Annotated in this window: 25 protein-coding genes and 3 rRNA genes; all 28 read left to right on the forward strand. The window is 68.2% G+C overall.

Going from position 1 to position 26,450, the window contains the following annotated elements; all coding sequences use genetic code 11:
• Window positions 1-3: 3 nt before the first annotated feature.
• The 28 genes from rplX to HL663_RS07930 all read left to right on the forward strand — a co-directional run bounded on the left by rplX (window position 4) and on the right by HL663_RS07930 (window position 26,360).
• Complete coding sequence (gene rplX, locus HL663_RS07795) at window positions 4-348, forward strand: 50S ribosomal protein L24 (protein WP_173027808.1); 345 nt, start codon at window positions 4-6, stop codon at window positions 346-348.
• Window positions 349-353: 5 nt separating this feature from the next.
• Entirely contained in the window at window positions 354-914 is a 561-nt protein-coding gene (gene rplE / locus HL663_RS07800) for a 50S ribosomal protein L5 (protein ID WP_173027809.1), read from the forward strand.
• Between the two features lies 1 nt (window position 915).
• Window positions 916-1,101: a type Z 30S ribosomal protein S14 gene (locus HL663_RS07805; RefSeq protein ID WP_030526842.1), complete on the forward strand. Its 186-nt coding sequence runs from the start codon at window positions 916-918 to the stop codon at window positions 1,099-1,101.
• Between the two features lie 109 nt (window positions 1,102-1,210).
• Window positions 1,211-1,609 carry a 30S ribosomal protein S8 gene (gene rpsH, locus HL663_RS07810; RefSeq protein WP_173027810.1) on the forward strand — a complete coding sequence of 133 codons (399 nt, stop codon included), beginning with the start codon at window positions 1,211-1,213 and terminating at the stop codon, window positions 1,607-1,609.
• A 12-nt stretch (window positions 1,610-1,621) separates the two neighbouring features.
• Window positions 1,622-2,158, forward strand: coding sequence for a 50S ribosomal protein L6 (gene rplF, locus HL663_RS07815; protein ID WP_173027811.1), 537 nt, complete (start codon window positions 1,622-1,624; stop codon window positions 2,156-2,158).
• A gap of 3 nt (window positions 2,159-2,161) precedes the next feature.
• Window positions 2,162-2,536, forward strand: coding sequence for a 50S ribosomal protein L18 (gene rplR / locus HL663_RS07820; protein WP_286176002.1), 375 nt, complete (start codon window positions 2,162-2,164; stop codon window positions 2,534-2,536).
• Window positions 2,537-2,582: 46 nt separating this feature from the next.
• On the forward strand, window positions 2,583-3,230 hold the full coding sequence (gene rpsE, locus HL663_RS07825; protein ID WP_173027812.1) for a 30S ribosomal protein S5: 648 nt from the start codon (window positions 2,583-2,585) through the stop codon (window positions 3,228-3,230).
• A complete protein-coding gene (gene rpmD, locus HL663_RS07830) occupies window positions 3,230-3,412 on the forward strand; it encodes a 50S ribosomal protein L30 (RefSeq protein ID WP_173027813.1) in 183 nt (60 codons plus the stop codon). The genes rpsE and rpmD overlap by 1 nt, the downstream gene beginning before the upstream one ends.
• Window positions 3,413-3,414: 2 nt before the next feature.
• Window positions 3,415-3,909, forward strand: a complete 495-nt coding sequence (gene rplO / locus HL663_RS07835; RefSeq protein ID WP_173027814.1) for a 50S ribosomal protein L15 — start codon at window positions 3,415-3,417, stop codon at window positions 3,907-3,909.
• 175 nt (window positions 3,910-4,084) lie between these two features.
• Complete coding sequence (secY, locus tag HL663_RS07840; RefSeq protein WP_173027815.1) at window positions 4,085-5,398, forward strand: preprotein translocase subunit SecY; 1,314 nt, start codon at window positions 4,085-4,087, stop codon at window positions 5,396-5,398.
• Window positions 5,398-5,958, forward strand: a complete 561-nt coding sequence (locus HL663_RS07845; protein WP_173027816.1) for an adenylate kinase — start codon at window positions 5,398-5,400, stop codon at window positions 5,956-5,958. The genes secY and HL663_RS07845 overlap by 1 nt, the downstream gene beginning before the upstream one ends.
• 278 nt (window positions 5,959-6,236) lie before the next feature.
• Complete coding sequence (locus HL663_RS07850) at window positions 6,237-7,028, forward strand: hypothetical protein (protein WP_173027817.1); 792 nt, start codon at window positions 6,237-6,239, stop codon at window positions 7,026-7,028.
• A 121-nt stretch (window positions 7,029-7,149) separates the two neighbouring features.
• Window positions 7,150-8,004, forward strand: coding sequence for a type I methionyl aminopeptidase (map, locus tag HL663_RS07855; RefSeq protein WP_173027818.1), 855 nt, complete (start codon window positions 7,150-7,152; stop codon window positions 8,002-8,004).
• Window positions 8,005-8,121: 117 nt separating this feature from the next.
• Window positions 8,122-9,939 carry a methylmalonyl-CoA mutase subunit beta gene (locus tag HL663_RS07860; RefSeq protein WP_173027819.1) on the forward strand — a complete coding sequence of 606 codons (1,818 nt, stop codon included), beginning with the start codon at window positions 8,122-8,124 and terminating at the stop codon, window positions 9,937-9,939.
• Window positions 9,936-12,104, forward strand: a complete 2,169-nt coding sequence (scpA, locus tag HL663_RS07865; RefSeq protein WP_173027820.1) for a methylmalonyl-CoA mutase — start codon at window positions 9,936-9,938, stop codon at window positions 12,102-12,104. Before HL663_RS07860 ends, scpA begins: the two co-directional genes overlap by 4 nt.
• Window positions 12,101-13,126: a methylmalonyl Co-A mutase-associated GTPase MeaB gene (gene meaB / locus HL663_RS07870; RefSeq protein WP_173027821.1), complete on the forward strand. Its 1,026-nt coding sequence runs from the start codon at window positions 12,101-12,103 to the stop codon at window positions 13,124-13,126. The genes scpA and meaB overlap by 4 nt, the downstream gene beginning before the upstream one ends.
• A 406-nt stretch (window positions 13,127-13,532) precedes the next feature.
• A complete protein-coding gene (gene infA / locus HL663_RS07875) occupies window positions 13,533-13,754 on the forward strand; it encodes a translation initiation factor IF-1 (protein WP_006946284.1) in 222 nt (73 codons plus the stop codon).
• Window positions 13,755-13,782: 28 nt separating this feature from the next.
• On the forward strand, window positions 13,783-13,896 hold the full coding sequence (rpmJ, locus tag HL663_RS07880) for a 50S ribosomal protein L36 (protein ID WP_006592630.1): 114 nt from the start codon (window positions 13,783-13,785) through the stop codon (window positions 13,894-13,896).
• Between the two features lie 217 nt (window positions 13,897-14,113).
• On the forward strand, window positions 14,114-14,491 hold the full coding sequence (gene rpsM, locus HL663_RS07885; RefSeq protein WP_173027822.1) for a 30S ribosomal protein S13: 378 nt from the start codon (window positions 14,114-14,116) through the stop codon (window positions 14,489-14,491).
• A 58-nt stretch (window positions 14,492-14,549) separates the two neighbouring features.
• Window positions 14,550-14,954, forward strand: a complete 405-nt coding sequence (gene rpsK, locus HL663_RS07890) for a 30S ribosomal protein S11 (protein WP_030526857.1) — start codon at window positions 14,550-14,552, stop codon at window positions 14,952-14,954.
• Between the two features lie 35 nt (window positions 14,955-14,989).
• Window positions 14,990-15,598 (forward strand): 30S ribosomal protein S4, encoded by a 609-nt coding sequence (gene rpsD, locus HL663_RS07895; protein ID WP_173027823.1) that lies wholly within the window; start codon window positions 14,990-14,992, stop codon window positions 15,596-15,598.
• 151 nt (window positions 15,599-15,749) lie between these two features.
• Entirely contained in the window at window positions 15,750-16,784 is a 1,035-nt protein-coding gene (locus HL663_RS07900; protein ID WP_030526859.1) for a DNA-directed RNA polymerase subunit alpha, read from the forward strand.
• A 38-nt stretch (window positions 16,785-16,822) separates the two neighbouring features.
• The gene (gene rplQ, locus HL663_RS07905) at window positions 16,823-17,521 is read left to right on the forward strand and encodes a 50S ribosomal protein L17, sunset domain variant (protein WP_173027824.1); all 699 of its coding nucleotides are present in this window, start codon (window positions 16,823-16,825) and stop codon (window positions 17,519-17,521) included.
• Between the two features lie 91 nt (window positions 17,522-17,612).
• Complete coding sequence (gene truA / locus HL663_RS07910; RefSeq protein WP_173030060.1) at window positions 17,613-18,458, forward strand: tRNA pseudouridine(38-40) synthase TruA; 846 nt, start codon at window positions 17,613-17,615, stop codon at window positions 18,456-18,458.
• Window positions 18,459-19,097: 639 nt separating this feature from the next.
• Window positions 19,098-20,623: ribosomal RNA gene (locus HL663_RS07915) — 16S ribosomal RNA — on the forward strand.
• A gap of 409 nt (window positions 20,624-21,032) precedes the next feature.
• A 23S ribosomal RNA gene (locus HL663_RS07920) occupies window positions 21,033-24,164 on the forward strand.
• A gap of 83 nt (window positions 24,165-24,247) precedes the next feature.
• Window positions 24,248-24,364, forward strand: a 5S ribosomal RNA gene (rrf, locus tag HL663_RS07925).
• Together the 16S, 23S and 5S rRNA genes form the textbook arrangement of a ribosomal RNA operon.
• 301 nt (window positions 24,365-24,665) lie before the next feature.
• Entirely contained in the window at window positions 24,666-26,360 is a 1,695-nt protein-coding gene (locus tag HL663_RS07930) for an ABC-F family ATP-binding cassette domain-containing protein (protein ID WP_173027825.1), read from the forward strand.
• The last annotated feature ends 90 nt before the right edge of the window (window positions 26,361-26,450 follow it).

Raw genomic sequence — 26,450 nt, forward strand, 5'->3', positions numbered from 1 at the left:
ACCATGGCCTCGAAGATCAAGAAGGGCGACACCGTCCAGGTGCTCGCCGGCAAGGACAAGGGCCAGACCGGCAAGGTCATCGCGGTCAACCGCGAGACCGGCCGCGTCACCGTCGAGGGTGTCAACCGGGTGACCCGGCACACCAAGGCGGGGGAGTCCACCCGGGGCAGCCGCACCGGTGGCCTCGTCGTCCAGGAGGCGCCGATCCACGCGAGCAACGTGGCCATCGTCGACCCCTCGGACAAGAAGCCGACCCGTGTCAAGACCCGCGTCGAGACCGTCGAGCGCGACGGCCGTCAGAAGACGAGCCGTGTCCGCGTGGGCGTGCGCTCGGGCAAGGACCTGTGAGAGAGATGGCCGAGACCGCTACCAAGCCCCGCCTCAAGGCGCGCTACCAGGACGAGATCAAGGGCGCCCTGCGTGACCAGTTCGGCTACCCGAACGTCATGCAGGTCCCGGGTGTCGTCAAGGTCGTCGTCAACATGGGCGTCGGCGACGCCGCCAAGGACAGCAAGCTCATCGAGGGTGCCGTCCGCGACCTCACCGCCATCACCGGCCAGAAGCCGGTCGTGACGAAGGCCCGCAAGTCCATCGCCCAGTTCAAGCTGCGTGAGGGCATGCCGATCGGCACGCACACCACGTTGCGCGGCGACCGGATGTGGGAGTTCCTCGACCGGCTCGTCACCATCGCGCTGCCGCGCATCCGCGACTTCCGCGGCCTCTCGCCGAAGCAGTTCGACGGGCGTGGCAACTACACCTTCGGTCTCACGGAGCAGTCGATGTTCCACGAGATCGACCAGGACAAGATCGACCGGGTCCGCGGCATGGACATCACGGTCGTCACCACCGCGACGAACGACGACGAGGGACGCGCGCTGCTCAAGGCGCTCGGCTTCCCCTTCAAGGAGAACTGACATGGCCAAGACCGCCCTGGTCAACAAGGCGAACAAGAAGCCGAAGTTCGCGGTCCGCGGCTACACGCGCTGCCAGCGCTGCGGGCGCCCGCACTCGGTCTACCGCAAGTTCGGCCTGTGCCGGATCTGCCTGCGGGAGATGGCCCACGCGGGCGAGCTCCCCGGTGTGACCAAGTCCAGCTGGTAAGTCCTCACCCCCGCCGCCCCCGGGCGGCACCCCATCCACAGACCATCTACATCGCAGGTCCGCCGAGAACGTCGGCAGAAACCGCGGTGAGAGAGGGCGGAGAAGCCCAATGACCATGACCGACCCGATCGCGGACATGCTGACCCGCGTCCGGAACGCCAACTCGGCGCACAAGGACGCAGTCTCCATGCCGTTCTCGAAGCTCAAGAGCCACGTCGCCGAGATCCTCGAGGCCGAGGGTTACATCGCCGGCTGGACCGTCGAGGACGCCGAGGTGGGCAAGACCCTCACGGTGAACCTCAAGTACGGCCCGAACCGTGAGCGTTCCATCGCCGGCCTGCGCCGCGTGAGCAAGCCCGGGCTGCGCGTGTACGCCAAGTCCACCAACCTTCCCAAGGTTCTCGGTGGTCTCGGTGTCGCGATCATCTCGACGTCGTCCGGCCTGCTGACCGACCGTCAGGCCGCCAACAAGGGTGTGGGTGGGGAAGTCCTCGCCTACGTCTGGTAAGGGGTAGCAGACATGTCGCGTATCGGACGTCTCCCCGTCACCGTCCCCTCGGGTGTCGACGTGACCGTTGCCGGTCAGCACGTCACCGTGAAGGGTCCCAAGGGCGAGCTCACGCACACCGTGGCCGAGCCGATCACCATCGAGCAGGCCGACGGCGTGCTCGAGGTCAAGCGGCCCAACGACGAGCGCACCTCGCGCTCGCTCCACGGCCTGACCCGCTCGCTCGTCAACAACATGGTCCTCGGTGTCACCGAGGGCTACGAGAAGAAGCTCGAGATCCACGGCACCGGTTACCGCGTGCTGGCCAAGGGCTCGAACCTCGAGTTCGCGCTCGGGTACTCGCACTCGATCACCGTCGAGCCGCCGGCCGGCATCACCTTCGTGGTGGAGAACCAGACCCGGTTCTCGGTCCAGGGCATCGACAAGCAGCTCGTCGGCGAGGTCGCCGCGAACATCCGCAAGCTCCGCAAGCCCGACCCGTACAAGGGCAAGGGCGTCCGCTACGCGGGCGAGCAGATCCGCCGCAAGGTCGGAAAGGCTGGTAAGTAACCGATGGCCATGATCGTCAAGCGCGCCAAGGGCAAGTCGGCTGCGCGCACGCGCCGTCACACTCGCGTCCGCAAGCTGGTCAGCGGCACCGCCGTCCGGCCCCGCCTCGTCGTCTCGCGCTCCTCGCGTCACGTCTTCGTCCAGGTCGTCGACGACACCGTCGGCAAGACCGTCGCGTCGGCGTCGACCATGGAGGCCGACGTGCGCTCCCTCGAGGGCGACAAGCGCGAGAAGGCCAAGAAGGTCGGCGAGCTCGTCGCCTCGCGTGCCAAGGCCGCGGGTGTCGAGGCCGTCGTGTTCGACCGTGGCGGCAACAAGTACCACGGTCGCGTCGCCGCCATCGCGGACGGCGCTCGGGAAGGCGGGCTGGCCCTGTGACCCACGCTGCTCGTACCACCACGAACGTCGAGAAGAGGAACATCTGATGCCAGGACCCCAGCGTCGAGGCACCGGCGGGACCACCGGCGGCGCCGAGCGCGGTGACCGTCGGGGCGGCCGTGACGACCGTCGCGGCGGCCGTGACTCCCGCGAGGCCGAGAAGAACCAGTACCTCGAGCGCGTCGTGACCATCAACCGCGTCGCCAAGGTCGTCAAGGGTGGCCGTCGCTTCAGCTTCACGGCGCTCGTCGTCGTCGGCGACGGTGACGGCACCGTGGGCGTCGGCTACGGCAAGGCCAAGGAGGTGCCCGCGGCGATCGCCAAGGGTGTCGAGGAGGCGAAGAAGAACTTCTTCCGCGTCCCGCGCATCCAGGGCACCATCCCCCACCCCGTCCAGGGTGAGGCTGCCGCCGGTGTCGTCATGCTCCGCCCCGCCAGCCCCGGTACCGGTGTCATCGCCGGTGGCCCGGTGCGTGCGGTGCTCGAGTGCGCCGGCATCCACGACGTGCTGTCCAAGAGCCTCGGCTCGGACAACGCGATCAACATCGTGCACGCGGCCGTCGCCGCCCTGCGCGGCCTCGAGCGCCCGGAGGCCGTCGCGGCCCGCCGTGGCCTCCCGGTCGACCGGGTCGCTCCCGCCGCGATGCTCCGCGCCCAGGCCGCCGGCCTGGCCGAGGCGAAGGCCGGTGCGTGATGGGGCGGATCAAGGTGACCCAGACCCGTTCCGGGATCGGGGGCAAGCAGAACCAGCGCGACACGCTGCGCACCCTCGGTCTGAAGCGCATCGGCGACGTCGTCGTCAAGGAGGACCGCCCGGAGATCCGCGGCATGGTCCGGACGGTGACGCACCTCGTCGCCGTCGAGGAGGTTGAGTGATCATGGCCGACACCACGAAGAAGGCCGCACAGTCCGCTGCGTCCACGGGCGCCTCGGCGCTCAAGGTCCACCACCTGCGCCCGGCGCCCGGCGCCAAGCAGGCCAAGATCCGCGTCGGTCGCGGTGAGGGTGGCAAGCGAGGCAAGACCGCCGGTCGCGGCACCAAGGGCACCAAGGCCCGCTACCAGGTGCCCGTCGGCTTCCAGGGTGGCACCACGCCGCTGCACATGCGGTTCCCGAAGCTTCGCGGCTTCAAGAACCCGTTCAAGACCGAGTACCAGGTCGTCAACCTCGACTGGCTGAACACGCACTACCCGCAGGGTGGCGACGTGACGGTCGAGGACCTGGTCGCCAAGGGCGCCGTCCGCGACGGGCACCTCGTGAAGGTGCTCGGCAGCGGGGAGATCACGTCGGCCGTCAACGTCACGGCCCACGCGTTCTCCGGCAGCGCCAAGGAGAAGATCGAGGCGGCAGGCGGCTCGGCGACGACCGCCTGACGCCCCCGCATGACCGCGTGTCGCAGGGCCGGCTCCGGGACATCCCCCGGAGCCGGCCCTGCCGCGCGTTCACCCCACCCGTGCCTCCCGGCCCCCGCCGGGTCACCGGGTATGTTGTGACGGATCGCTGACCGACGCGGCCACCATCCACCGGCCGCCACCTACGGAGGACCCTGTGCTCACCGCCTTCGGCCGCGCGTTCAAGACGCCCGACCTGCGCAGGAAGCTGCTCTTCACGCTGTTCATCATCGTGATCTTCCGGCTCGGCGCCCACGTGCCGACCCCCGGCGTCAGCTACCCGCTCGTGCAGAAGTGCATCGCCGGTGCCGACAACAGCAACCAGCTGCTCGGGCTCATCAACCTCTTCAGCGGTGGGGCACTCCTCCAGCTGTCGATCTTCGCGCTGGGGATCATGCCGTACATCACGGCGAGCATCATCGTCCAGCTGCTCACCGTGGTCATCCCGCGGTTCGAGGCCCTCAAGAAGGAGGGCCAGGCCGGGCAGACGAAGATGACGCAGTACACGCGCTACCTGACGATCGGCCTCGCGGTCCTCCAGAGCTCCACGCTCATCACCTTCGCGCAGAACCCGCAGACGCTGTTCAACAACCCGTCCTGCACGAACATCCTCACCGACAGCTCGGTCGTGACCATCCTCATCATGGTCCTCACGATGACCGCCGGCACCGGCGTCATCATGTGGATGGGTGAGCTCGTCACCGACAAGGGCGTCGGCAACGGCATGTCGCTCCTCATCTTCACCTCGATCGCCGCGCAGTTCCCGACCTCGCTCTGGGACATCCAGCAGCGCGCCGGCTGGGGCGTCTTCCTCACCGTCATCCTGCTCGGGCTCGTCGTCATCGCCCTCGTCGTCTTCGTCGAGCAGAGCCAGCGGCGCATCCCGGTGCAGTACGCCAAGCGGATGGTCGGCCGGCGCGTCTACGGCGGCACCTCGACCTACATCCCGCTCAAGGTCAACATGGCCGGTGTCATCCCGGTCATCTTCGCGAGCTCGCTGCTGACGCTGCCCACGCTCGTCGCGCAGTTCAACCAGGGCGCCAACGGGGTCAACCCCGGCTGGGTCGACTGGATCCAGAGCTACCTGACCCGCGGTGACCACCCGATCTACATGGTGCTGTACACCGCACTGATCCTGTTCTTCACGTTCTTCTACGTGTCGATCACGTTCAACCCGACCGAGGTCGCCGACAACATGAAGAAGTACGGCGGCTTCATCCCGGGTATCCGCGCCGGGCGACCCACGGCCGAGTACCTCAACTACGTCCTGACCCGGATCACCGTGCCCGGCGCGATCTACCTCGCGCTCATCTCGCTCCTCCCGCTCGTCGCGCTGGTCCTCGTCAACGCCAACCAGAACTTCCCGTTCGGTGGCACGTCGATCCTCATCATCGTCGGTGTCGGACTCGAGACCGTGAAGCAGATCGAGGCCCAGCTGCAGCAGCGTCACTACGAAGGGTTCCTCCGTTGATGCGCTTGATCATCCTGGGTCCGCCCGGTGCCGGGAAGGGCACGCAGGCCTCCCGCATCGCCGAGCACTTCGGCATCCCCGCCATCTCCACCGGCGACATCTTCCGCGCCAACATCAAGAACGAGACCGAGCTGGGGCAGCAGGTCAAGGCGATCCTCGCCGCCGGCGGCTACGTCTCGGACGAGATCACCAACGCCATCGTCGAGGACCGCCTCGGCCAGGACGACTGCGCACGGGGCTTCCTCCTCGACGGCTACCCGCGCACCCTCGCCCAGGTCGAAGCGCTCGACGGGATGCTCGCCGCGTCCGGCGGCTCGCTCGACCGCGTCCTCGAGCTGACCGTCGACGACGAGGTCGTCGTGGGTCGGCTGCTCAAGCGCGCCGAGATCGAGGGCCGCGCGGACGACACCGAGGACGTCATCCGCGAGCGGATGGCCATCTACCACCGCGAGACCCGGCCGCTGTCGCAGACCTACCGCGAGCGTGGCCTGCTCGTCACCGTCGACGGTGACGGCGAGGTCGACGCCGTGACCGAGCGGATCACCTCCGCCCTCGCCTGACGCACCACCTGGGCGCGTCCCCAGTCGAACGACGAGAACATGCCGTGCGAGCCGAGGCTTGCGCGGCATGTTCTCGTCGTTCGACCGATGCCTGTGGATGACGACCCAGCCACGGGTCGCTCGCGGAGCACCATCCCCGGATGGATGCCACGCCTCTGCCGCCCGAGTTCCGGGGCGCCCCCTTCGCCGTGGGGGCAGCCCGGCGGGCGGGTGTGGGCGCACATCGTCTGCGCAGGTCGGACCTCGTGCGTCCCACCCGTGGCGCGCGGTGCCACGACGTGCCTGCCGATCTCGTGGCCCAGATGCGTGCCTGCGCCCCCGGGCTGGCCGACGGAGTCGCCTTCTCGCACGTGACGGCCGCGCGGTGGTGGCGCCTCCCGCTGCCCTCGGACCTCGAGCAGCTGGACGGACTCGACGTCATGACCCGGTCGGGCTCGGGGCAGCCGCTGCGCCGGGGGCTCCGCGGTCACCGCGGTGTGGAGTCGCGCGCGGTCGTGCGCGACGGGAGCGTCGTCCTGGTCGAGGTCGCGGACACCTGGTGCGACCTCGGGGACCTCGGCAGGCGGCGGCTCGGCGTCGAGGACCTCGTGGTGGCTGGGGACGCGGCCGTCACGCGCATCGACGAGGCGGCAGGCGTGACCCGGGCGGAGTCGGTGGGGCGGCAGGTGCTGGCCGAGACGCTCCGACGGCGGGTCCGCCCGCGTGGCGCGGTCGCCCTGCGGCAGGCGCTCCTCCTCGTGCGGCCGGGGGTCCGGTCCGCGCAGGAGAGCCGGACCCGGGTCGTCTTCCACGAGGCCGGCCTGCCCGAACCCGAGGTGAACGCGGTCATCGCCGACCGTGCGGGCTGCTGGCTCGCCGAGGGGGACCTCGTCTGGAGGCAGCAGCGCGTGGTCGCCGAGTACCAGGGAGAGGTCCACGCCGACCGTCGTCGGCGCAGCGCCGACGCGTCCCGTCGAGGGCTGCTCGTCGACGAGGGGTGGAGCGTCCACGAGGTCTGGGCCGAGGACCTCGCCTCATGGGGGCGCCGGGCGGCGCTGGTTCTTCGGGTCCGCCGCTCCCTCGGGCTGTGACACCAGTCGAACGACGAGGACGTGCCGCGTCGCGCAGGGGCAAGACGGCATGTTCTCGTCGTTCGACCGGGGGGATGCGGGGATGTGGGGGTGCGTCGGCGGCGCGGGTAGGGTTCGCCGCATGGGTTTGTTCAGCCGTGACCGCGTCGAGGCCAAGACCCCGGAGCAGCTCGCGAAGATGCGGACCGCGGGCCTGCTCGTCGCCCGCACCCTCGAGCTCGTCAGCGCGCAGGTGCGCCCGGGGATGACGACGCTCGACCTCGACGCCCTCGCCGAGGCGCACATCCGCGACCACGGGGGCATCCCCAACTTCCAGCTCGTCCCGGGCTACCGGCACACGCTGTGCACGAGCGTCAACGACGAGATCGTCCACGGCATCCCGCGCGGGCGCGTGCTCGAGGCCGGCGACCTGCTCTCGGTCGACTGCGGCGCCGAGGTCGACGGCTGGAACGGCGACTCCGCCCTCACGCTCGTCGTCGGTGGCCGCGAGGCCGGGCGCCCCGAGGACCTCGAGCTGAGCGACGACACCGAGACCTCCCTGTGGGCCGGCATCGCCGCGCTGCGCGTCGGCCGCCCGCTCTACGACGTCGGCGCCGCCGTCGAGGACTCGCTGACCACCTCCGGCGACGGCCGCGGCCGTGAGTACGGCATCGTCGAGGACTACGTCGGTCACGGCATCGGCACCTCGATGCACATGGACCCGCAGGTCCCGAACTACCGCGTCGACGGCCGCAGCCCGACCGTCGTCGACGGGATGACCATCTGCATCGAGCCGATGGTGACCCTCGGCGACCAGGACAACACCGTGCTCGAGGACGAGTGGACCGTCGTCACCCGCGACGGCTCGCGCGCCGCGCACTGGGAGCACTCGATCGCCGTGACGGCCGCGGGCACCTGCGTCCTCACCGCGCTGGACGGGGGCCGCGAGCGGCTCGCCGCGCTCGGTGTGCCCTTCGCCGACATCGCGCCCGCCTGACGCCTGACGCCGGACCCCGACCCGCACGCCCGGCCGGGTGACCGATGTCTCGGTGATCGGCGGGTGCCCGCTGGCTAGGGTGGAGGCGGAGCAGACCACCGACCCCAGGAGTGCCCGATGACGACGTCGTCGCCTCCGCAGGGCCACCTGCCGCTCGCCGAGGGGTTCGACCCCCGCACGCGCGAGGACTGGCAGCGGCTCGTCGCGGACGTGCTGGACAAGCGCCGGACCGACGACGCCAGGACCGACCCGGCCGACGCCGAGCGGGCGCTCGTCACCGCGCTCGACGGCGGCCTGACGACGGCCGGCCTCTACCTGCGCGAGGACCGACCGCTCGGTGTCCCCGGCGCGATGCCGTTCACCCGCGGTCGCGTCGTGCGTGAGGCCACCCTCCCGTGGGACGTCCGCCAGCTGCACGACGAGCCGGATGCCGCCCGCGCCCGGGTCGCCGTCCTCGACGACCTCGAGCACGGCGTGACGTCGGTGTGGGTGCACGTCGGTGACGACGGCGTCGCGCCCGGCGACCTCGCCGAGGTCCTCGCCGACCTGCGACTCGACCTCGCGCCGGTCGTCGTGTCCTCCGCCACCGACCAGCCCGGCGCCGCCCGCGCGCTGCTCGACGTCGTGGGGGAGCGGCCCTCGGTCGGCGGCAACCTCGGCCTCGACCCGGTCGGGGCCGCCCTGCGCACCGGCGGCACACCGGACCTCGAGCCGCTCGCCGACCTCGTCGCCGCCCTCGACGGCCGCGACGGGTGGCGGGCCATCACCGTCGACGCCCGCGTGCTGCACGACGCCGGCGCCAGCGAGGTCGACGCGCTCGCCGTCGCGCTCGCGACCGGGGTCGACTACCTGCGCCACCTCGAGCAGGTCGGCGTCGACCCCGCAAAGGCGTTCCGGCACATCGAGTTCCGTGTCAGCGCCACCGCCGACCAGTTCCTCACCGCCGCCGTCCTGCGCGCCCTGCGCCGCGCCTGGGCGCGGGTCGGCGAGGCCGTCGGCGTGCCCGAGGCCGACCGCGGCGCCCGCACCCACGCGGTGACTAGCCTGCGGATGGCCACCCGCGAGGACCCCTTCGTCAACGTCCTGCGCAACACCCTCGCGACGTTCGGCGCCTCCATCGGCGGCGCCGACGCGATCACGGTGCTGCCCCACGACACGGTCGCCGGCCTCCCGGAACGGTTCTCGCGCAGGCTCGCCCGCAACACGCAGATCCTCCTCGCCGACGAGTCCAACGTCGGTCGCGTCACCGACCCCGGCGGCGGTTCGTGGTACCTCGAGTCCCTGACCGACGAGGTGGCCGAGCGGGCCTGGGCGCGCTTCCAGGACCTCGAGCGCGCCGGGGGAGTGCGCGCCGCCCTGCGCGACGGCCTGCTGCGCGAGTGGGTCGACGCGGCCACGGCCGAGCGCGACCCCCTGCTCGCCACGCGGCGCCGGCCGATCACCGGCGTCTCGATGTTCCCCAACCTCGCCGACACCGCCCCGGAGCGCCGGCCCCGCGCCGCGCTCGCGGTGGCCGAGGGCGCCTTCGTCCCGCGCCGCGACGCCGCCGTCTTCGAGGGGCTGCGCGACCGCGCCCGGACCCTCGACGCCCCGCAGGTCACCGTGCGCACCCTCGGCGCCCAGCGCGACTTCGGTGCCCGCCAGGGGTTCGTCCTCAACCTGCTCGCGGTCGGCGGCCTCGCCGCGACCGACGAGGTCGGCCCGGTGGCCGTCCTCGCGAGCAGCCGCGAGCAGTACGCCGAGCACGGTGCCGCCGCGGTGGCAGAGCTGCGCGCCGCGGGCGCCGAGCACGTCCTGCTCGCCGGCCGCGCCCGCGAGCTCGGCGACGACGCCGGCGTGGTCGACGGCGAGGTCTTCGACGGCACGGACGTCGTCGCCCTGCTCACCGACCTGCTCGACCGGCTCGGCGCCCCGACCGAGGGAGAGACCCGATGACGACCGTCCCCGACTTCACCGGCCTCGACCTCGGCCCCGGCACCCCGGCCCCCGACGTCGTGCCCCCCACCGACGCACCCGCCGCGACGGTGTGGACCACCCCCGAGGGCATCGACGTCGCGCCCCTGCACACCGAGCGCGACCTCGAGGGCCTCGACTTCCTCGACACCGTCCCCGGCGCGCCGCCGTTCCTGCGCGGCCCCTACCCGACGATGTACACGACCCAGCCGTGGACCATCCGCCAGTACGCGGGCTTCAGCACCGCCGAGGAGTCCAACGCCTTCTACCGGCGCAACCTCGCCGCCGGCCAGAAGGGCCTGAGCGTCGCGTTCGACCTCGCGACCCACCGCGGCTACGACTCCGACCACCCGCGCGTCGCCGGCGACGTCGGGATGGCCGGCGTCGCCATCGACTCGATCTACGACATGCGCACCCTCTTCGATGGCATCCCGCTGGACCGGATGTCGGTGTCGATGACGATGAACGGCGCCGTCGTGCCGGTGCTCGCGCTCTACGTCGTGGCGGCCGAGGAGCAGGGGGTGAGCGCGGACCGGCTGACCGGGACCATCCAGAACGACATCCTCAAGGAGTTCATGGTCCGCAACACCTACATCTACCCGCCCGAGCCCTCGATGCGGATCATCAGCGACATCTTCGCCTTCACGAGCCAGGAGATGCCGCGCTTCAACTCGATCTCGATCTCCGGGTACCACATGCAGGAGGCCGGGGCGACGCAGGACCTCGAGCTCGCGTACACCCTCGCCGACGGTGTGGAGTACCTCCGCGCCGGGCAGGCGGTCGGGCTCGAGGTCGACCGGTTCGCGCCGCGGCTGTCGTTCTTCTGGGCCATCGGGATGAACTTCTACATGGAGGTCGCGAAGATGCGGGCCGCGCGCCTGCTCTGGGCGCGGCTCGTGCGCGAGCAGGGGGCGAGCAACCCGAAGTCGCTCAGCCTGCGCACCCACAGCCAGACCTCCGGCTGGAGCCTCACCGCGCAGGACGTCTACAACAACGTCGTCCGCACGTGCATCGAGGCGATGGCCGCGACGCAGGGGCACACGCAGTCCCTCCACACCAACGCCCTCGACGAGGCCATCGCCCTCCCGACCGACTTCTCGGCGCGCATCGCCCGCAACACGCAGCTCGTGCTCCAGCAGGAGTCCGGCACGACGCGCACCATCGACCCGTGGGGCGGCTCGGCGTACGTCGAGCGGCTGACCCGCGACCTCGCCGAGCGCGCGTGGCAGCACATCGAGGAGGTCGAGGCCGCCGGCGGGATGGCCAAGGCGATCGAGGCCGGCATCCCGAAGATGCGCATCGAGGAGGCCGCGGCCCGCACCCAGGCCCGCATCGACTCCGGCCACCAGCCGGTCATCGGCGTCAACACCTACCCCGTCGACGAGGACGAGCCGATCGAGGTGCTCAAGGTCGACAACGCGGCGGTGCGCGCGAGCCAGGTCGCCAAGCTCGAGCGGCTGCGGGCCGAGCGCGACGAGGACGCCTGCCGCGCCGCGCTGGCCCGGATGACCGAGGCCGCCCGCGCCGGGTCCGACGGCTCGATGGGCACCAACCTGCTCGCGCTCGCCATCGAGGCGGCCCGCGCCAAGGCCACGGTCGGCGAGATGTCGCTCGCGATGGAGGAGGCGTTCGGCCGCTACACCGCCCAGATCCGTACGATCGGCGGCGTGTACAGCGCCGAGGCCGGGGAGGACGCGACCGTGCGCGAGGCCCAGGCCGCCGTCGAGGAGTTCGAGGAGGAGCAGGGCCGCCGCCCGCGCATCCTCGTCGCGAAGATGGGCCAGGACGGCCACGACCGCGGGCAGAAGGTCATCGCCACCGCGTTCGCCGACCTCGGCTTCGACGTCGACGTGGGCCCGCTGTTCCAGACGCCGGAGGAGGTCGCCCGGCAGGCCGTCGAGGCCGACGTGCACGTCGTCGGCGTCAGCTCGCTCGCGGCCGGCCACCTGACCCTCGTCCCGGCGCTGCGCGCGGCCCTGGACGACCTCGGCCGCGACGACCTGATGATCGTCGTCGGCGGCGTCATCCCCGACCAGGACCGCGAGGCCCTGCGCGCGGCCGGCGCCGACGCCATCTACCCCCCGGGCACCGTCATCAGCAAGGCGGCCGTCGCCCTCGTCCACGAGCTGCGCGAGCGGCTCGGGTGAAGCCCGTCCCCGTCGACGAGCTCGTCGCCGGCGTCCGGGAGGGCTCGCGCCAGCACGTGGCGCGGGCCATCACCCTGCTCGAGTCGCGCCGCCCGGACCACCGCGAGGCGGCCCGAGCGCTGCTGGCGGGGCTCGCGGACCGCACCGGGGGAGCGGTCCGCGTCGGCATCAGCGGGGTGCCGGGCGCGGGCAAGTCGACGTTCATCGACGCGCTCGGCGTCCGGCTCGTCGAGCAGGGGCACCGGGTCGCGGTCGTCGCCGTCGACCCCAGCTCGCGGCGCACCGGCGGGTCGATCCTCGGCGACCGCACCCGGATGGCCCGGCTCACCGCCTCCGACGCCGCGTTCGTGCGGCCGAGCCCTTCCGGCCGCCACCTCGGCGGGGTGGCCCGCGCGACGCGCGAGTCGATGCTCGTCCTCGAGGCGGCCGGTTTCGACGTCGTCGTCGTCGAGACCGTCGGGGTGGGCCAGAACGAGATCGCGGTGTCCGAGATGGTCGACACCTTCCTCCTGCTCACCCTCGCCCGGGCGGGGGACCAGCTCCAGGGCATCAAGCGCGGCATCCTCGAGCTCGCCGACGTCATCGCGGTCAACAAGGCCGACGGCGACGGCGAGCTCCCGGCCCGCACCGCCGCCCGCGAGCTCATGGGCGCGATGCGCCTGATGATGCCCGGGCGCGACGTGCGCCGGCCGCCGGTCCTCACCTGCTCGGCCCTCACCGGCGCCGGGCTCGACGAGGTGTGGCAGGCGGTGCTCGAGCACCGGGCCCACCTCGAGGAGCGGCACTCGCTCGCCGGGCGGCGCGCCCAGCAGCAGCAGGACTGGATGTGGGCGCTCGTCGACGCAGAGCTGACCGACGGCGTCCGTGCCGCGCCGGGGGTGCGCGCCGAGCGCGAGGCCATCGAGTCCGCCGTCCGCGCGGGCACGACGAGCGCGGTCGAGGGGGCCGCGCGGGTGCTCGCCCTGTACGCCGACGAGCTGCGCGGGGCCGCGCAGGAGGGTCCGACTCCTCCGAACGGCTGATGTCGCACCGGCCGGACGTCCGTGACTCCGGGGGCCGAAACGGCACGAGGTGACCGTGGGGTTGGTGGGTCGTTGACAGAGAGGGAAGAGTCGTCCTCAGCACCCCGGTGATGCCGGACCCCACGGTCCAGGCCCCTGTCCACCGGGGCGCGGGGACGGGCGTCCACCCCCTGCACGGACGCCCTCTCGAACTACCCACCGGGTCGGCCACCCCCCCTGCATCGGCCGGCCCGGTGGCGTGTTCCCCGGGGCTTTCCACGGATTTCGTGATGTGCCCCGCCTCGCGTAGCATTGAACGTCGGTCACGTGTGCGTTCCGCATGGTGCGTCCTGCGAAGCAGCACGGGGCCGATTTCCATGGGCGGTCCGACCTGACGAAGGGCTGCCCAACGGCGGATTGAGAGGGTATGGCCAAGAAGGACGGCGTCATCGAGATCGAGGGCACGATCGTCGAGGCTCTCCCGAACGCGATGTTCAGGGTTGAGCTCACGAACGGTCACAAGGTGCTCGCGCACATCTCCGGCAAGATGCGGCAGCACTACATCCGGATCCTCCCCGAGGACCGTGTGGTGGTGGAGCTGAGCCCGTACGACCTGACACGCGGCCGCATCGTCTTCCGCTACCGCTGAGACACATCGACGAGACAGCAAAGGCGACATGAAGGTTCAGCCGAGCGTCAAGAAGATCTGTGACAAGTGCAAGGTGATCCGCCGCAACGGCCGGGTCATGGTGATCTGCGAGAACCTGCGCCACAAGCAGCGCCAGGGCTGACGCGAGTCAGACGCACCACCGCCCGCAAGGGCCCCGCACGGGTCATCGATCCGAGCACGCAGACCAGAAGCACGCAGCACCCGACCCCCGACGGGTCACCTGGATCGCAGGTGGACGCGGGACGTCACCCCCGGCCCGGAGGCCGGGGACCGGACCAGGATGGCCGGACCGGTGTTGCTCCAGACCTCCGGACACCACGAGAAGGAAACATCCCCACATGGCACGTCTGATGGGCGTCGACCTCCCGCGCGACAAGCGCGCCGAGGTCGCACTGACCTACATCTTCGGAGTCGGGAAGACCAGCGCGCAGAAGGCCCTCGCGGCCACCGGCGTCAGCGCCGACACCCGGGTCAAGGACCTCGGTGACGACGACCTGGTCAAGCTCCGCGACTGGATCGAGGACAACCTCAAGGTCGAGGGTGACCTGCGGCGCGAGGTCGCCGCGGACATCCGCCGCAAGGTCGAGATCGGGTCCTACGAGGGCCTGCGTCACCGCCGGGGTCTCCCCGTCCGGGGCCAGCGGACCAAGACCAACGCGCGCACCCGCAAGGGCCCCAAGCGCACCGTGGCCGGCAAGAAGAAGGCCGGTAAGTGACCCGCGCCTGACGCGCGTCACGCCACCACCGCTTCCGAAGACTTCGTAGGAGAAACACATGCCTCCCAAGGGACGCAACACCGGCGCCAAGAAGGTGCGCCGCAAGGAGAAGAAGAACGTCGCCGTGGGCCAGGCCCACATCAAGAGCACGTTCAACAACACGATCATCTCGATCACCGACCCCACCGGTGCCGTCATCTCCTGGGCCTCCGCCGGCCAGGTCGGCTTCAAGGGTTCGCGCAAGTCCACGCCGTTCGCCGCGCAGACCGCCGCCGAGGCCGCTGCGCGCCGTGCCATGGAGCACGGGATGCGCAAGGTGGACGTCTTCGTCAAGGGCCCGGGCTCCGGTCGTGAGACCGCCATCCGTTCCCTGACCGCGGCCGGCCTCGAGGTCGGCTCGATCCAGGACGTCACCCCCCAGCCGCACAACGGCGTCCGTCCGCCCAAGCGCCGCCGCGTCTGAGCGACACAAGACTTCGCGAAAGGTAAGAGAGAGACATGGCCCGTTACACCGGACCCATCACCAAGAAGTCGCGTCGCCTGAAGACCGACCTCGTCGGCGGTGACAAGAACTTCGACCTCCGCCCGTTCCCGCCCGGCCAGCACGGCCGTCGCCGGATCCAGGAGAAGGAGTACCTGACCCAGCTCCAGGAGAAGCAGAAGGCCCGCTTCACCTACGGGGTCATGGAGAAGCAGTTCCGTCGGTACTACAAGGAGGCGGCCAACCGCCCCGGCAAGACCGGCGAGAACATCCTGACGATCCTCGAGTCCCGTCTCGACAACGTCGTCTACCGTGCCGGCCTCGCCCGCACCCGTCGTCAGGCGCGCCAGCTCGTGACGCACGGCCACTTCGAGGTCAACGGCCAGCGCGTCGACGTCCCGAGCTACCGGGTCGAGCAGTACGACATCATCACCGTGCGCAAGCAGTCGGTGGAGGCGTTCCCGATCCAGCTCGCGCGTGAGTCCTTCGGCGACCGCCCGACCCCGGCCTGGCTGCAGGTCGTCCCGGGCTCGCTGCAGATCCTCATCCACTCGCTGCCGATCCGTGCGCAGATCGACACGGTCCTCACCGAGCAGCTCATCGTCGAGTTCTACTCCAAGAACTGACCTGACGTCCGCGGTCGCCGGTCCTCCCTCGTGGTGGACCGGCGCCGCGGACGAAGCCCGTCCCGGGGACCGAGCCGGGGCAGGTGCCGGGATGGTGCCCGGCGTTCACGAGGCGTCATATGGCGGTCGCCCGTGGGAAGGAAGAACCACCGTGCTCATCGCACAGCGTCCCGTCCTCTCCGAGGACGTCGTCTCCGAGTACCGGAGCCGTTTCAGCATCGAGCCCCTCGAGCCTGGCTTCGGCTACACGCTCGGGAACAGCCTGCGTCGCACCCTGCTCTCGAGCATCCCGGGTGCCGCGGTCACGAGCATCCGCATCGACGGCGTGCTCCACGAGTTCTCCACGATCCCCGGGGTCAAGGAGGACGTCACCGAGATCATCCTCAACGTCAAGAGCCTCGTCGTCTCCTCGGAGCACGACGAGCCGGTCGTCATGTACCTGCGCAAGCAGGGTGCGGGTGCCGTCACCGCCGCGGACATCGCGCCGCCGGCCGGTGTCGAGGTGCACAACCCCGACCTGCACATCGCGACGCTCAACGACAAGGGCACCGTCGAGATGGAGCTGACGGTCGAGCGTGGCCGCGGCTACGTCTCCGCCGTGCAGAACAAGGCCGGCGACCAGGAGATCGGCCGCATCCCGGTCGACTCCATCTACAGCCCGGTCCTCACCGTGACCTACAAGGTCGAGGCCACCCGCGTCGAGCAGCGCACCGACTTCGACCGCCTCGTGGTCGACGTCGAGACCAAGAGCTCGATGGCCCCGCGCGACGCGCTCGCCTCGGCGGGCAAGACCCTCGTCGAGCTCTTCGGCCTGGCCCGTGAGCTCAACGTCGAGGCCGAGGGCATCGACATGGGCCCGTCGCCGACCGACGCCGCCCTGGCCGCCGACCTGGCGCTGCCGATCGAGGACCTCGACCTCACCGTCCGGTCCTACAACTGCCTCAAGCGCGAGGGCATCCACACCGTGGGCGAGCTCGTGGGCCGCAGCGAGGCCGACCTGCTCGACATCCGCAACTTCGGTGCGAAGTCGATCGACGAGGTCAAGGCCAAGCTCGCCGGCATGAGCCTCGCGCTCAAGGACAGCCCCCCCGGGTTCGACCCGAGCATGATCGCCGACCGCTACGACGACTTCACCTTCGGTGAGGGCGAGGACGACTCGGCGTTCGCCGAGGACGAGCAGCTCTGACCTAACGCCTCCCGGCACGTCACTCAAGGAGAACAGCAATGCCTACCCCCACCAAGGGTCCCCGTCTCGGAGGCGGTCCCGCTCACGAGCGGCTCATCCTCGCCAACCTCGCGACGTCGCTCTTCGAGCACGACCGCATCACGACGACGGAGGCCAAGGCCAAGCGCCTGCGCCCCCTCGCCGAGCGCATGGTCACCTTCGCCAAGCGCGGTGACCTCTCGGCCCGCCGTCGCGTGCTGACGGTCGTGCGCGACAAGGGCGTCGTCCACCGCCTCTTCGTCGAGATCGCTCCCGACATGGCGGAGCGCAACGGCGGCTACACCCGCATCACGAAGATCGGCGCGCGCAAGGGCGACAACGCCCCGATGGCGATCATCGAGCTCGTCCGCGAGCCCGTCGCCAAGAAGGCCACCGTCAAGGAGGCCGAGGCCGCCACCAAGCGTGCGGCCAAGGACTCGGCGAAGGCCGAGGAGGCTCCCGTCGAGGAGACCACCACGGACGAGACCGCTGCGGCGGAGCTCCCCGAGGGTGCCGTCGCCGCGACCGAGGACGGCGCCGCCCCCGAGGGCTACACCGTCAAGGGCAACGCCGACTCGGGCAAGTACCACGTCGAGGGTTCGCAGTGGTACGACCAGACGGTCGCAGAGTTCTGGTTCAAGGACGCCGCGGCCGCCGAGGCCGCCGGCTTCGAGCCGGCCGGTGGCGCCGCGAAGCAGCAGGTCGAGGACGAGGCCTGAGCCTCCCGCGACCGCACCGACGAGGGCCGTCTCCCGTGAGGGAGGCGGCCCTCGTCGTGTGTTCGGCGCCCGTACGCTGGAGCGCGTGACGGTGCGCCTGCGGATCGACCTCGCCTACGACGGGACCGACTTCTCGGGATGGGCGGCGCAGCCCGGGCTGCGGACCGTCGAGGGGGAGCTGTCGAGCGCGCTGGCCACGGTGCTGCGCGCGCCGGCGCCGGTCAGGGTGACCGTGGCGGGGCGGACCGACGCGGGGGTGCACGCCCGGGGGCAGGTGGTGCACGCCGACGTCGACGACGAGGCGTTCGCGCAGCTGCCCGGGCGCTCGGACCGTGGGCCGGAGGAGGCCGCGCGGACACGGCTGACGGGGGTGCTGCCCGCCGACGTCGTCGTGCGGTCGGTGCGGCGGGCGCCGACGGGGTTCGACGCGCGCTTCTCCGCGCTCCAGCGGCGCTACCGCTACCGGGTGTGCGACGCCCCGGGGGGGATGGACCCGTTGCGCCGGCGCGACACCGTGCTCGTGCGCGACCGCCTGGACGTGGAGGCGATGGACACCGCGGCCCGGGGGCTCGTGGGGCTGCACGACTTCGCCGCGTTCTGCAAGCGACGGGAGGGGGCGAGCACGGTGCGCACGCTCCTGCACTACGCCTGGGCCCGGGGGGAGGACGGCGTTCTCGAGGCGAGCGTCGTCGCCGACGCCTTCTGCCACTCGATGGTCCGCGCTCTGGTCGGCGCCGTGGTCCCGGTGGGGGAGGGGCGCCACCCGGTGGGGTTCCCGCGCGAGGTGCTGCTCGGTGCGGTGAGGGACCCGCGGGTACGGGTGATGCCGGCGCACGGGCTCTCGCTCGAGGAGGTGCGCTACCCGCCCGACGAGGAGCTCGCCGCGCGCGCCGAGGAGGCGCGCGCCGTCCGGGTGCTGCCGCCCCCGACGCCCTGACCTGCGCGAACGCCGCGCGTCGCGCCGGCTCACCACGTCGGGAGGGGGCGGATTTGTGTTCGGCGCCGGGAGTCATCTACTGTTCTCGACGTCAGCCCGAGAGGGAGGAACGGACACCGCAGAGGGAGACCTCGCCGCGGAGGCCGGTCCCGGGGCCGACACCCACCAGCTCCACTCCACCAGCCCGCTCGGGCCGGAGTGAGTGGAGAAGGGCCCGGAACGGGTGCTACAGTGTGGGTCGCACCGCAGAGATCCAAGCGCGATCGAAGCCGGCCGCTCCAAGAGCGGGTCACGGATTTGACGCCCAAGCATGGACGCGGGTAAGTTTGAACAGTTGCTTCAGCGCGACTGGGACAACACAGAACAGCCCCGGCGAGATGTTCGCAGAACAGACCGTGGGTGCGCGTTCGAACCTTGAGAACTCAACAGCGTGTCAAGAATCGATGCCAATTTTTACCTCGTCGCATCGCTCTTAGCTCGTCCCGTCTGGGGTGGGTGTGGGTGGTGCTCGAGTTTTTCCTTTGGTTGATGACGAACAAACAGCTTTATTGCTGGTTGTTCGTGCTCAGCCGGGTTTCACACGTTTCGTGTGTATGAGTTGTTCACTGGTTGCTTAACGGCGCTGGTGGATGTGATTCATCAACGGAGAGTTTGATCCTGGCTCAGGACGAACGCTGGCGGCGTGCTTAACACATGCAAGTCGAACGGTGATCTTGAGAGCTTGCTCTTGGGTGATCAGTGGCGAACGGGTGAGTAACACGTGAGTAACCTGCCCCAGACTCTGGAATAACCCCGGGAAACCGGAGCTAATACCGGATACGACATCAGGCCGCATGGTCATGGTGTGGAAAGTTTTTCGGTCTGGGATGGGCTCGCGGCCTATCAGCTTGTTGGTGAGGTAGTGGCTCACCAAGGCGACGACGGGTAGCCGGCCTGAGAGGGCGACCGGCCACACTGGGACTGAGACACGGCCCAGACTCCTACGGGAGGCAGCAGTGGGGAATATTGCACAATGGGCGAAAGCCTGATGCAGCGACGCCGCGTGAGGGATGACGGCCTTCGGGTTGTAAACCTCTTTCAGCAGGGAAGAAGCGAAAGTGACGGTACCTGCAGAAGAAGCACCGGCTAACTACGTGCCAGCAGCCGCGGTAATACGTAGGGTGCGAGCGTTGTCCGGAATTATTGGGCGTAAAGAGCTTGTAGGCGGTTTGTCGCGTCTGCCGTGAAAATCCGGGGCTCAACCCCGGACTTGCGGTGGGTACGGGCAGACTAGAGTGTGGTAGGGGAGACTGGAATTCCTGGTGTAGCGGTGAAATGCGCAGATATCAGGAGGAACACCGATGGCGAAGGCAGGTCTCTGGGCCATAACTGACGCTGAGAAGCGAAAGCGTGGGGAGCGAACAGGATTAGATACCCTGGTAGTCCACGCCGTAAACGTTGGGAACTAGGTGTGGGTCTCATTCCACGAGATCCGTGCCGCAGCTAACGCATTAAGTTCCCCGCCTGGGGAGTACGGCCGCAAGGCTAAAACTCAAAGGAATTGACGGGGGCCCGCACAAGCGGCGGAGCATGTGGATTAATTCGATGCAACGCGAAGAACCTTACCAAGGCTTGACATATGCGAGAACGCGGCAGAGATGTCGTTCTCTTTGGACACTCGTATACAGGTGGTGCATGGTTGTCGTCAGCTCGTGTCGTGAGATGTTGGGTTAAGTCCCGCAACGAGCGCAACCCTCGTTCTATGTTGCCAGCGCGTGATGGCGGGGACTCATAGGAGACTGCCGGGGTCAACTCGGAGGAAGGTGGGGACGACGTCAAATCATCATGCCCCTTATGTCTTGGGCTTCACACATGCTACAATGGCCGGTACAAAGGGCTGCGAAACCGCGAGGTGGAGCGAATCCCAAAAAACCGGTCTCAGTTCGGATTGGGGTCTGCAACTCGACCCCATGAAGTCGGAGTCGCTAGTAATCGCAGATCAGCAACGCTGCGGTGAATACGTTCCCGGGCCTTGTACACACCGCCCGTCAAGTCACGAAAGTCGGTAACACCCGAAGCCGGTGGCCCAACCCTTGTGGAGGGAGCTGTCGAAGGTGGGACTGGCGATTGGGACTAAGTCGTAACAAGGTAGCCGTACCGGAAGGTGCGGCTGGATCACCTCCTTTCTAAGGAGCACAGGCCAGGCCGGCCTCTTCGGAGGTCAGGGGTTCTGGTCCATGTAACGCCCGGTCTGTCCCCGAGTGTGGGGCAGCGGGTGCTCTGGGTGGAACATCGATTCTGGCACCGTGGACCTGGTGGTCCTCGCAAGTACGGCTGATCCTTCGGGGTGGGTGTGGAACGCGGGATCCTGGGGAGGCGGTGCCTGACACGTTGTTGGGTCCTGAGGGCTCGAACGACCTGCACGCCTTCTGGGTGTGTGGGTGTTCGCTCTCTGGGTCGCCTTCTAGGGCGGCCAGGACCCCTACCGCGGACGAACCGCCGAGCGTGAGTGCTTGGTAGGCGCCGGCGCACGGTGGGGGCCCGCCCGTATGTTGAGAACTACACAGTGGACGCGAGCATCTTAAAATCTTTGTGCATCAAGTTTTTAAGGGCAAACGGTGGATGCCTTGGCACCAGGAACCGAAGAAGGACGTAGGAATCTGCGATAAGCCTCGGGGAGTCGATAACCAGACTGTGATCCGAGGATTTCCGAATGGGGAAACCCGGCTGGAGGCAAGTCCAGTCACTCCCGCCTGAATATATAGGGCGGGTAGAGGGAACGTGGGGAAGTGAAACATCTCAGTACCCACAGGAAGAGAAAGCAACCGCGATTCCGTGAGTAGTGGCGAGCGAAAGCGGAAGAGGCTAAACCGTATCTGTGTGATAGCTGTCAGGCGTTGCAGGTACGGGGTCGTGGGACTTTTCGGATGAGGCTGACACCTTGTCATGGAGTCAAAAAATCGTGTCATAGTCGAAGGACATTGAAAGGTCCGGCACAGAGGGTGCGACCCCCGTAGACGAAATGTCATGATCTCCAGAGAAGTATCCCAAGTAGCACGGGGCCCGAGAAATCCCGTGTGAATCTGGCGGGACCACCCGCTAAGCCTAAATATTCCCTGGTGACCGATAGCGGACAAGTACCGTGAGGGAAAGGTGAAAAGTACCCCGGGAGGGGAGTGAAATAGATCCTGAAACCGTTTGCCTACAATCCGTCGGAGCCTCCTTGTGGGGTGACGGCGTGCCTTTTGAAGAATGAGCCTGCGAGTTAGTGCTCAGTGGCGAGGTTAACCCGTGTGGGGAAGCCGTAGCGAAAGCGAGTCCGAATAGGGCGATTGAGTCGCTGGGTCTAGACCCGAAGCGGAGTGATCTACCCATGGCCAGGTTGAAGCGACGGTAAGACGTCGTGGAGGACCGAACCCACTTAGGTTGAAAACTGAGGGGATGAGCTGTGGGTAGGGGTGAAAGGCCAATCAAACTCCGTGATAGCTGGTTCTCCCCGAAATGCATTTAGGTGCAGCGTCACGTGTTTCTTACCGGAGGTAGAGCTACTGGATAGCCGATGGGCCTCACCAGGTTACTGACGTTAGCCAAACTCCGAATGCCGGTAAGTGAGAGCGTGGCAGTGAGACTGCGGGGGATAAGCTCCGTAGTCGAGAGGGAAACAGCCCAGATCACCAGCTAAGGCCCCTAAGCGTGTGCTAAGTGGGAAAGGATGTGGAGTTGCATTGACAACCAGGAGGTTGGCTTAGAAGCAGCCACCCTTTAAAGAGTGCGTAATAGCTCACTGGTCAAGTGATTCCGCGCCGACAATGTAGCGGGGCTCAAGCACACCGCCGAAGCTGTGGCATTGACATATTGCCCGGCCACCACGCCTGCGGGTTGGTGGTCCAAGCGTGTCGATGGGTAGGGGAGCGTCGTGTGGCCAGGGAAGCGGCGGAGTGATCCAGCCGTGGAGGCCACACGAGTGAGAATGCAGGCATGAGTAGCGAATGACGGGTGAGAAACCCGTCCGCCGAATAACCAAGGGTTCCAGGGTCAAGCTAATCTGCCCTGGGTAAGTCGGGACCTAAGGCGAGGCCGACAGGCGTAGTCGATGGACATCCGGTTGATATTCCGGAACCGGCGAAGAACCGCCCATGACGAACCTTCTGATGCTAAACGCCTGAAACCGGCCACTGCCTGCTCTCCTTCGGGAGTGTGGGTCGGCCGGCGGAACGCGTGACCCGAGGTTGTAGTAGTCAAGCGATGGAGAGACGCAGGAAGGTAGCCTCCGCGTGGCGATGGTAGTCCACGTCCAAGGGTGTAGGGAGTGACATAGGCAAATCCGTGTCACACATATCCTGAGACCTGATAGTGACCGCGAATGCGGGAAGCAGGGTGATCCTATGCTGCCAAGAAAATCTTCTAGCGAGGTTCGAGCCGCCCGTACCCCAAACCGACTCAGGTGGTTAGGTAGAGAATACCAAGGCGATCGAGTGAATCGTGGTTAAGGAATTCGGCAAAATGCCCCCGTAACTTCGGGAGAAGGGGGGCCCAGACCTTGAAGGACTTCACGTCCTAGGGGAAAGGGCCGCAGAGACCAGGGAGAAGCGACTGTTTACTAAAAACACAGGTCCGTGCGAAGTCGCAAGACGATGTATACGGACTGACGCCTGCCCGGTGCTGGAAGGTTAAGAGGACGGGTTAGATCCCTTTGGGGTCGAAGCTCAGAATTTAAGCCCCAGTAAACGGCGGTGGTAACTATAACCATCCTAAGGTAGCGAAATTCCTTGTCGGGTAAGTTCCGACCTGCACGAATGGCGTAACGACTTCTCCACTGTCTCAACCGCGAACTCGGCGAAATTGCACTACGAGTAAAGATGCTCGTTACGCGCAGAAGGACGGAAAGACCCCGGGACCTTTACTATAGCTTGGTATTGGTGTTCGGTACGGCTTGTGTAGGATAGGTGGGAGACTGTGAAGCATGCACGCCAGTGTGTGTGGAGTCAACGTTGAAATACCACTCTGGTCGTTCTGGATATCTAACCTCGGTCCGTGATCCGGATCAGGGACAGTGCCTGGTGGGTAGTTTAACTGGGGCGGTTGCCTCCTAAAATGTAACGGAGGCGCTCAAAGGTTCCCTCAGCCTGGTTGGCAATCAGGTGTCGAGTGTAAGTACACAAGGGAGCTTGACTGCGAGACTGACAGGTCGAGCAGGGACGAAAGTCGGAACTAGTGACCCGGCGGTGGCTTGTGGAAGCGCCGTCGCTCAACGGATAAAAGGTACCCCGGGGATAACAGGCTGATCTTGCCCAAGAGTCCATATCGACGGCATGGTTTGGCACCTCGATGTCGGCTCGTCGCATCCTGGGGGTGGAGTTGCTCCCAAGGGTTGGGCTGTTCGCCCATTAAAGCGGTACGCGAGCTGGGTTTAGAACGTCGTGAGACAGTTCGGTCCCTATCCTCTGTGCGCGTAGGAAACTTGAGAAGGGCTGTCCCTAGTACGAGAGGACCGGGATGGACGAACCTCTGGTGTGTCAGTTGTTCTGCCAAGGGCACCGCTGATTAGCTACGTTCGGAAGTGATAACCGCTGAAAGCATCTAAGCGGGAAGCACGCTTCAAGATGAGGTTTCCATGGGACTTGTTCCCGAGAGGCTCCCGGCTAGACTACCGGGTTGATAGGCCAGATGTGGAAGTGCAGCAATGCATGCAGCTGACTGGTACTAATAAGCCGACAACTTGATACACACTTACAAGACTTTCTGTGTTCGCGTCCACTGTGCAGTTCCCGAGATACGGTCGGGAACCCGATTTGAGATCTCCATAGAGTTTCGGCTGTCATAGCGAAGGGGAAACGCCCGGCTCCATTCCGAACCCGGAAGCTAAGCCCTTCAGCGCCGATGGTACTGCACTGGTGACGGTGTGGGAGAGTAGGACGCAGCCGGACAACCAATCCAGAAAGGGCCCACCAACACGTTTGGTGGGCCCTTTCTCGGTTTCCCGAACACCTCGCGTCCACTGCTTTGGCGTTCAACGTTTCAGCAGTCAATGCCTGGACGTTCAGTGCCAGAGTGTTCGATGCCAGAGCGTTGAACGTCCTGAGCGGTCGTCATCGCCCACACCGTGTCCTCCCCAGAGCCCACCGCACCCGCGGTGGGCTCTCGTGCGTCCGGCGGCCACGCCGGCCAGGCGTGTGCGGCTCTGAAAATGCGGGTGCCGAGCGCCTTCTGACTTGGCACCATGACGGGGTGGGACACGTGGACATCGCCGGCGTCGGCTACTCGCTCCCGGACGGCCGTCCTCTCCTGCGTGAGGTGAGCCTGCGGGTCGGGGAGGGAGCCAAGGTGGCGCTCGTCGGGCCGAACGGGACCGGCAAGACGACCCTGCTGCGCATCCTCGCCGGGGACCTCGACGCCCAGGACGGCGTCGTGACCCGCAGTGGTGGTCTCGGGGTGATGCGCCAGTTCATCGGCAAGGTCCGTGACGGCTCCACCGTGCGCGACCTCCTCGTCTCGGTGGCCCCGGCCGCCATCCGGGCCGCTGCGGCCGAGGTCGAGCGGACCGAGCTGGCGATGATGGAGCGCGAGAGCGAGCAGGACCAGCTCGACTACGCCCAGGCCCTCGTCGACTGGGGCGACGTCGGCGGCTACGAGTGGGAGACCCTCTGGGACGTCTGCACCGTCGCCGCGCTCGGCGTCCCGTACGAGCGCGCCCAGTGGCGCCCGGTGACGACGCTCTCCGGGGGCGAGCAGAAGCGCCTCGTGCTCGAGGCCCTGCTGCGCGGCCCGGAGGAGGTGCTCGTGCTCGACGAGCCCGACAACTACCTCGACGTGCCGGCCAAGCGCTGGCTCGAGGAGCAGCTCGTCGCCTCCCCGAAGACCGTCCTGTTCGTCAGCCACGACCGCGAGCTCCTCGACCGGGTCGCCAGCCGCATCGTCACCCTCGAGCCGGGGCACGGCGGCAACACCGCCTGGGTGCATCCGGGGCGCTTCTCCACCTACGACGCGGCGCGGGAGGACCGCAACGCCCGGCTCGAGGAGCTGCGGCGGCGCTGGGACGAGGAGCACGCCAAGCTCAAGGCCCTGGTCGTCATGTACCGGCAGAAGGCGGCCTACAACTCCGACATGGCCGCCCGGCTCCAGGCCGCGGAGACCCGGCTGCGGCGGTTCGTGGAGGCCGGTCCGCCGGAGGCCGTTCCCCTGCGGCAGAGGGTGTCGATGCGCCTGACCGGCGGCCGGACGGCGAAGCGGGCCGTCGTGGCGTCCGGGCTCGAGCTGCGGGTCGGCGGGGAGCGGCTCGTCGAGCCGTTCGACACCGAGCTGTGGTTCGGCGAGCGGGTCGGCGTGCTCGGCAGCAACGGGTCGGGCAAGTCGCACTTCCTGCGGCTGCTCGCGGCCGGCGGCACGGACCCCGAGCGCGAGCACGAGCCCGTCGGGGAGATCCGTCCCGGCCCGGTCGAGCACGGTGGACGGGTCGTCCTCGGCAGCCGGGTGCGCCCCGGCTGGTTCGCCCAGACCCACGACCACGCGGCCCTCCACGGCCGCACGCTGCTCGAGATCCTCCACCGCGGGGACGAGCACCGGGCCGGGATGCCCCGCGACCTCGCGGCACGGGCGCTGGACCGGTACGGGCTCGCCGGCGCAGCGGAGCAGTCCTTCGACGCGCTGTCCGGTGGCCAGCAGGCCCGGCTGCAGATCCTCCTGCTCGAGCTGTCCGGCGCGACCCTTCTCCTGCTCGACGAGCCGACCGACAACCTCGACCTGCACTCGGCGGAGGCCCTCGAGGACGCCCTCGCGGCGTTCGAGGGCACCGTTGTCGCGGTGACCCACGACCGGTGGTTCGCCCGCGACCTCGACCGCTTCCTCGTCTTCCGCCAGGACGGCCGGGTCGTGGAGGCCGACGAGCCGGTGTGGGACGAGGGACGGGTGCAGCGCACGCGGTAGGTCCGCCCGGGGCCGACGCCGAAGGGTAAAGACTTGGTCAGGACGGTCGCTGCCCCTTCATGTAAAGCGTTTACGCATCTAGGTTCACTG

Source organism: Arthrobacter sp. NEB 688, assembly GCF_013201035.1.
Taxonomy (GTDB): Bacteria; Actinomycetota; Actinomycetes; order Actinomycetales; family Dermatophilaceae; genus Phycicoccus.

Excerpts from the sequence above, each read along its gene's own strand:
- rplX (WP_173027808.1), top strand. The coding sequence starts at position 4 with ATGGCCTCGAAGATCAAGAAGGGCGACACCGTCCAGGTGCTCGCCGGC.
- rplE (WP_173027809.1), top strand. The coding sequence starts at position 354 with ATGGCCGAGACCGCTACCAAGCCCCGCCTCAAGGCGCGCTACCAGGAC.
- HL663_RS07805 (WP_030526842.1), top strand. The coding sequence starts at position 916 with ATGGCCAAGACCGCCCTGGTCAACAAGGCGAACAAGAAGCCGAAGTTC.
- rpsH (WP_173027810.1), top strand. The coding sequence starts at position 1,211 with ATGACCATGACCGACCCGATCGCGGACATGCTGACCCGCGTCCGGAAC.
- rplF (WP_173027811.1), top strand. The coding sequence starts at position 1,622 with ATGTCGCGTATCGGACGTCTCCCCGTCACCGTCCCCTCGGGTGTCGAC.
- rplR (WP_286176002.1), top strand. The coding sequence starts at position 2,162 with ATGGCCATGATCGTCAAGCGCGCCAAGGGCAAGTCGGCTGCGCGCACG.
- rpsE (WP_173027812.1), top strand. The coding sequence starts at position 2,583 with ATGCCAGGACCCCAGCGTCGAGGCACCGGCGGGACCACCGGCGGCGCC.
- rpmD (WP_173027813.1), top strand. The coding sequence starts at position 3,230 with ATGGGGCGGATCAAGGTGACCCAGACCCGTTCCGGGATCGGGGGCAAG.
- rplO (WP_173027814.1), top strand. The coding sequence starts at position 3,415 with ATGGCCGACACCACGAAGAAGGCCGCACAGTCCGCTGCGTCCACGGGC.
- HL663_RS07845 (WP_173027816.1), top strand. The coding sequence starts at position 5,398 with ATGCGCTTGATCATCCTGGGTCCGCCCGGTGCCGGGAAGGGCACGCAG.
- map (WP_173027818.1), top strand. The coding sequence starts at position 7,150 with ATGGGTTTGTTCAGCCGTGACCGCGTCGAGGCCAAGACCCCGGAGCAG.
- HL663_RS07860 (WP_173027819.1), top strand. The coding sequence starts at position 8,122 with ATGACGACGTCGTCGCCTCCGCAGGGCCACCTGCCGCTCGCCGAGGGG.
- scpA (WP_173027820.1), top strand. The coding sequence starts at position 9,936 with ATGACGACCGTCCCCGACTTCACCGGCCTCGACCTCGGCCCCGGCACC.
- infA (WP_006946284.1), top strand. The coding sequence starts at position 13,533 with ATGGCCAAGAAGGACGGCGTCATCGAGATCGAGGGCACGATCGTCGAG.
- rpmJ (WP_006592630.1), top strand. The coding sequence starts at position 13,783 with ATGAAGGTTCAGCCGAGCGTCAAGAAGATCTGTGACAAGTGCAAGGTG.
- rpsM (WP_173027822.1), top strand. The coding sequence starts at position 14,114 with ATGGCACGTCTGATGGGCGTCGACCTCCCGCGCGACAAGCGCGCCGAG.
- rpsK (WP_030526857.1), top strand. The coding sequence starts at position 14,550 with ATGCCTCCCAAGGGACGCAACACCGGCGCCAAGAAGGTGCGCCGCAAG.
- rpsD (WP_173027823.1), top strand. The coding sequence starts at position 14,990 with ATGGCCCGTTACACCGGACCCATCACCAAGAAGTCGCGTCGCCTGAAG.
- rplQ (WP_173027824.1), top strand. The coding sequence starts at position 16,823 with ATGCCTACCCCCACCAAGGGTCCCCGTCTCGGAGGCGGTCCCGCTCAC.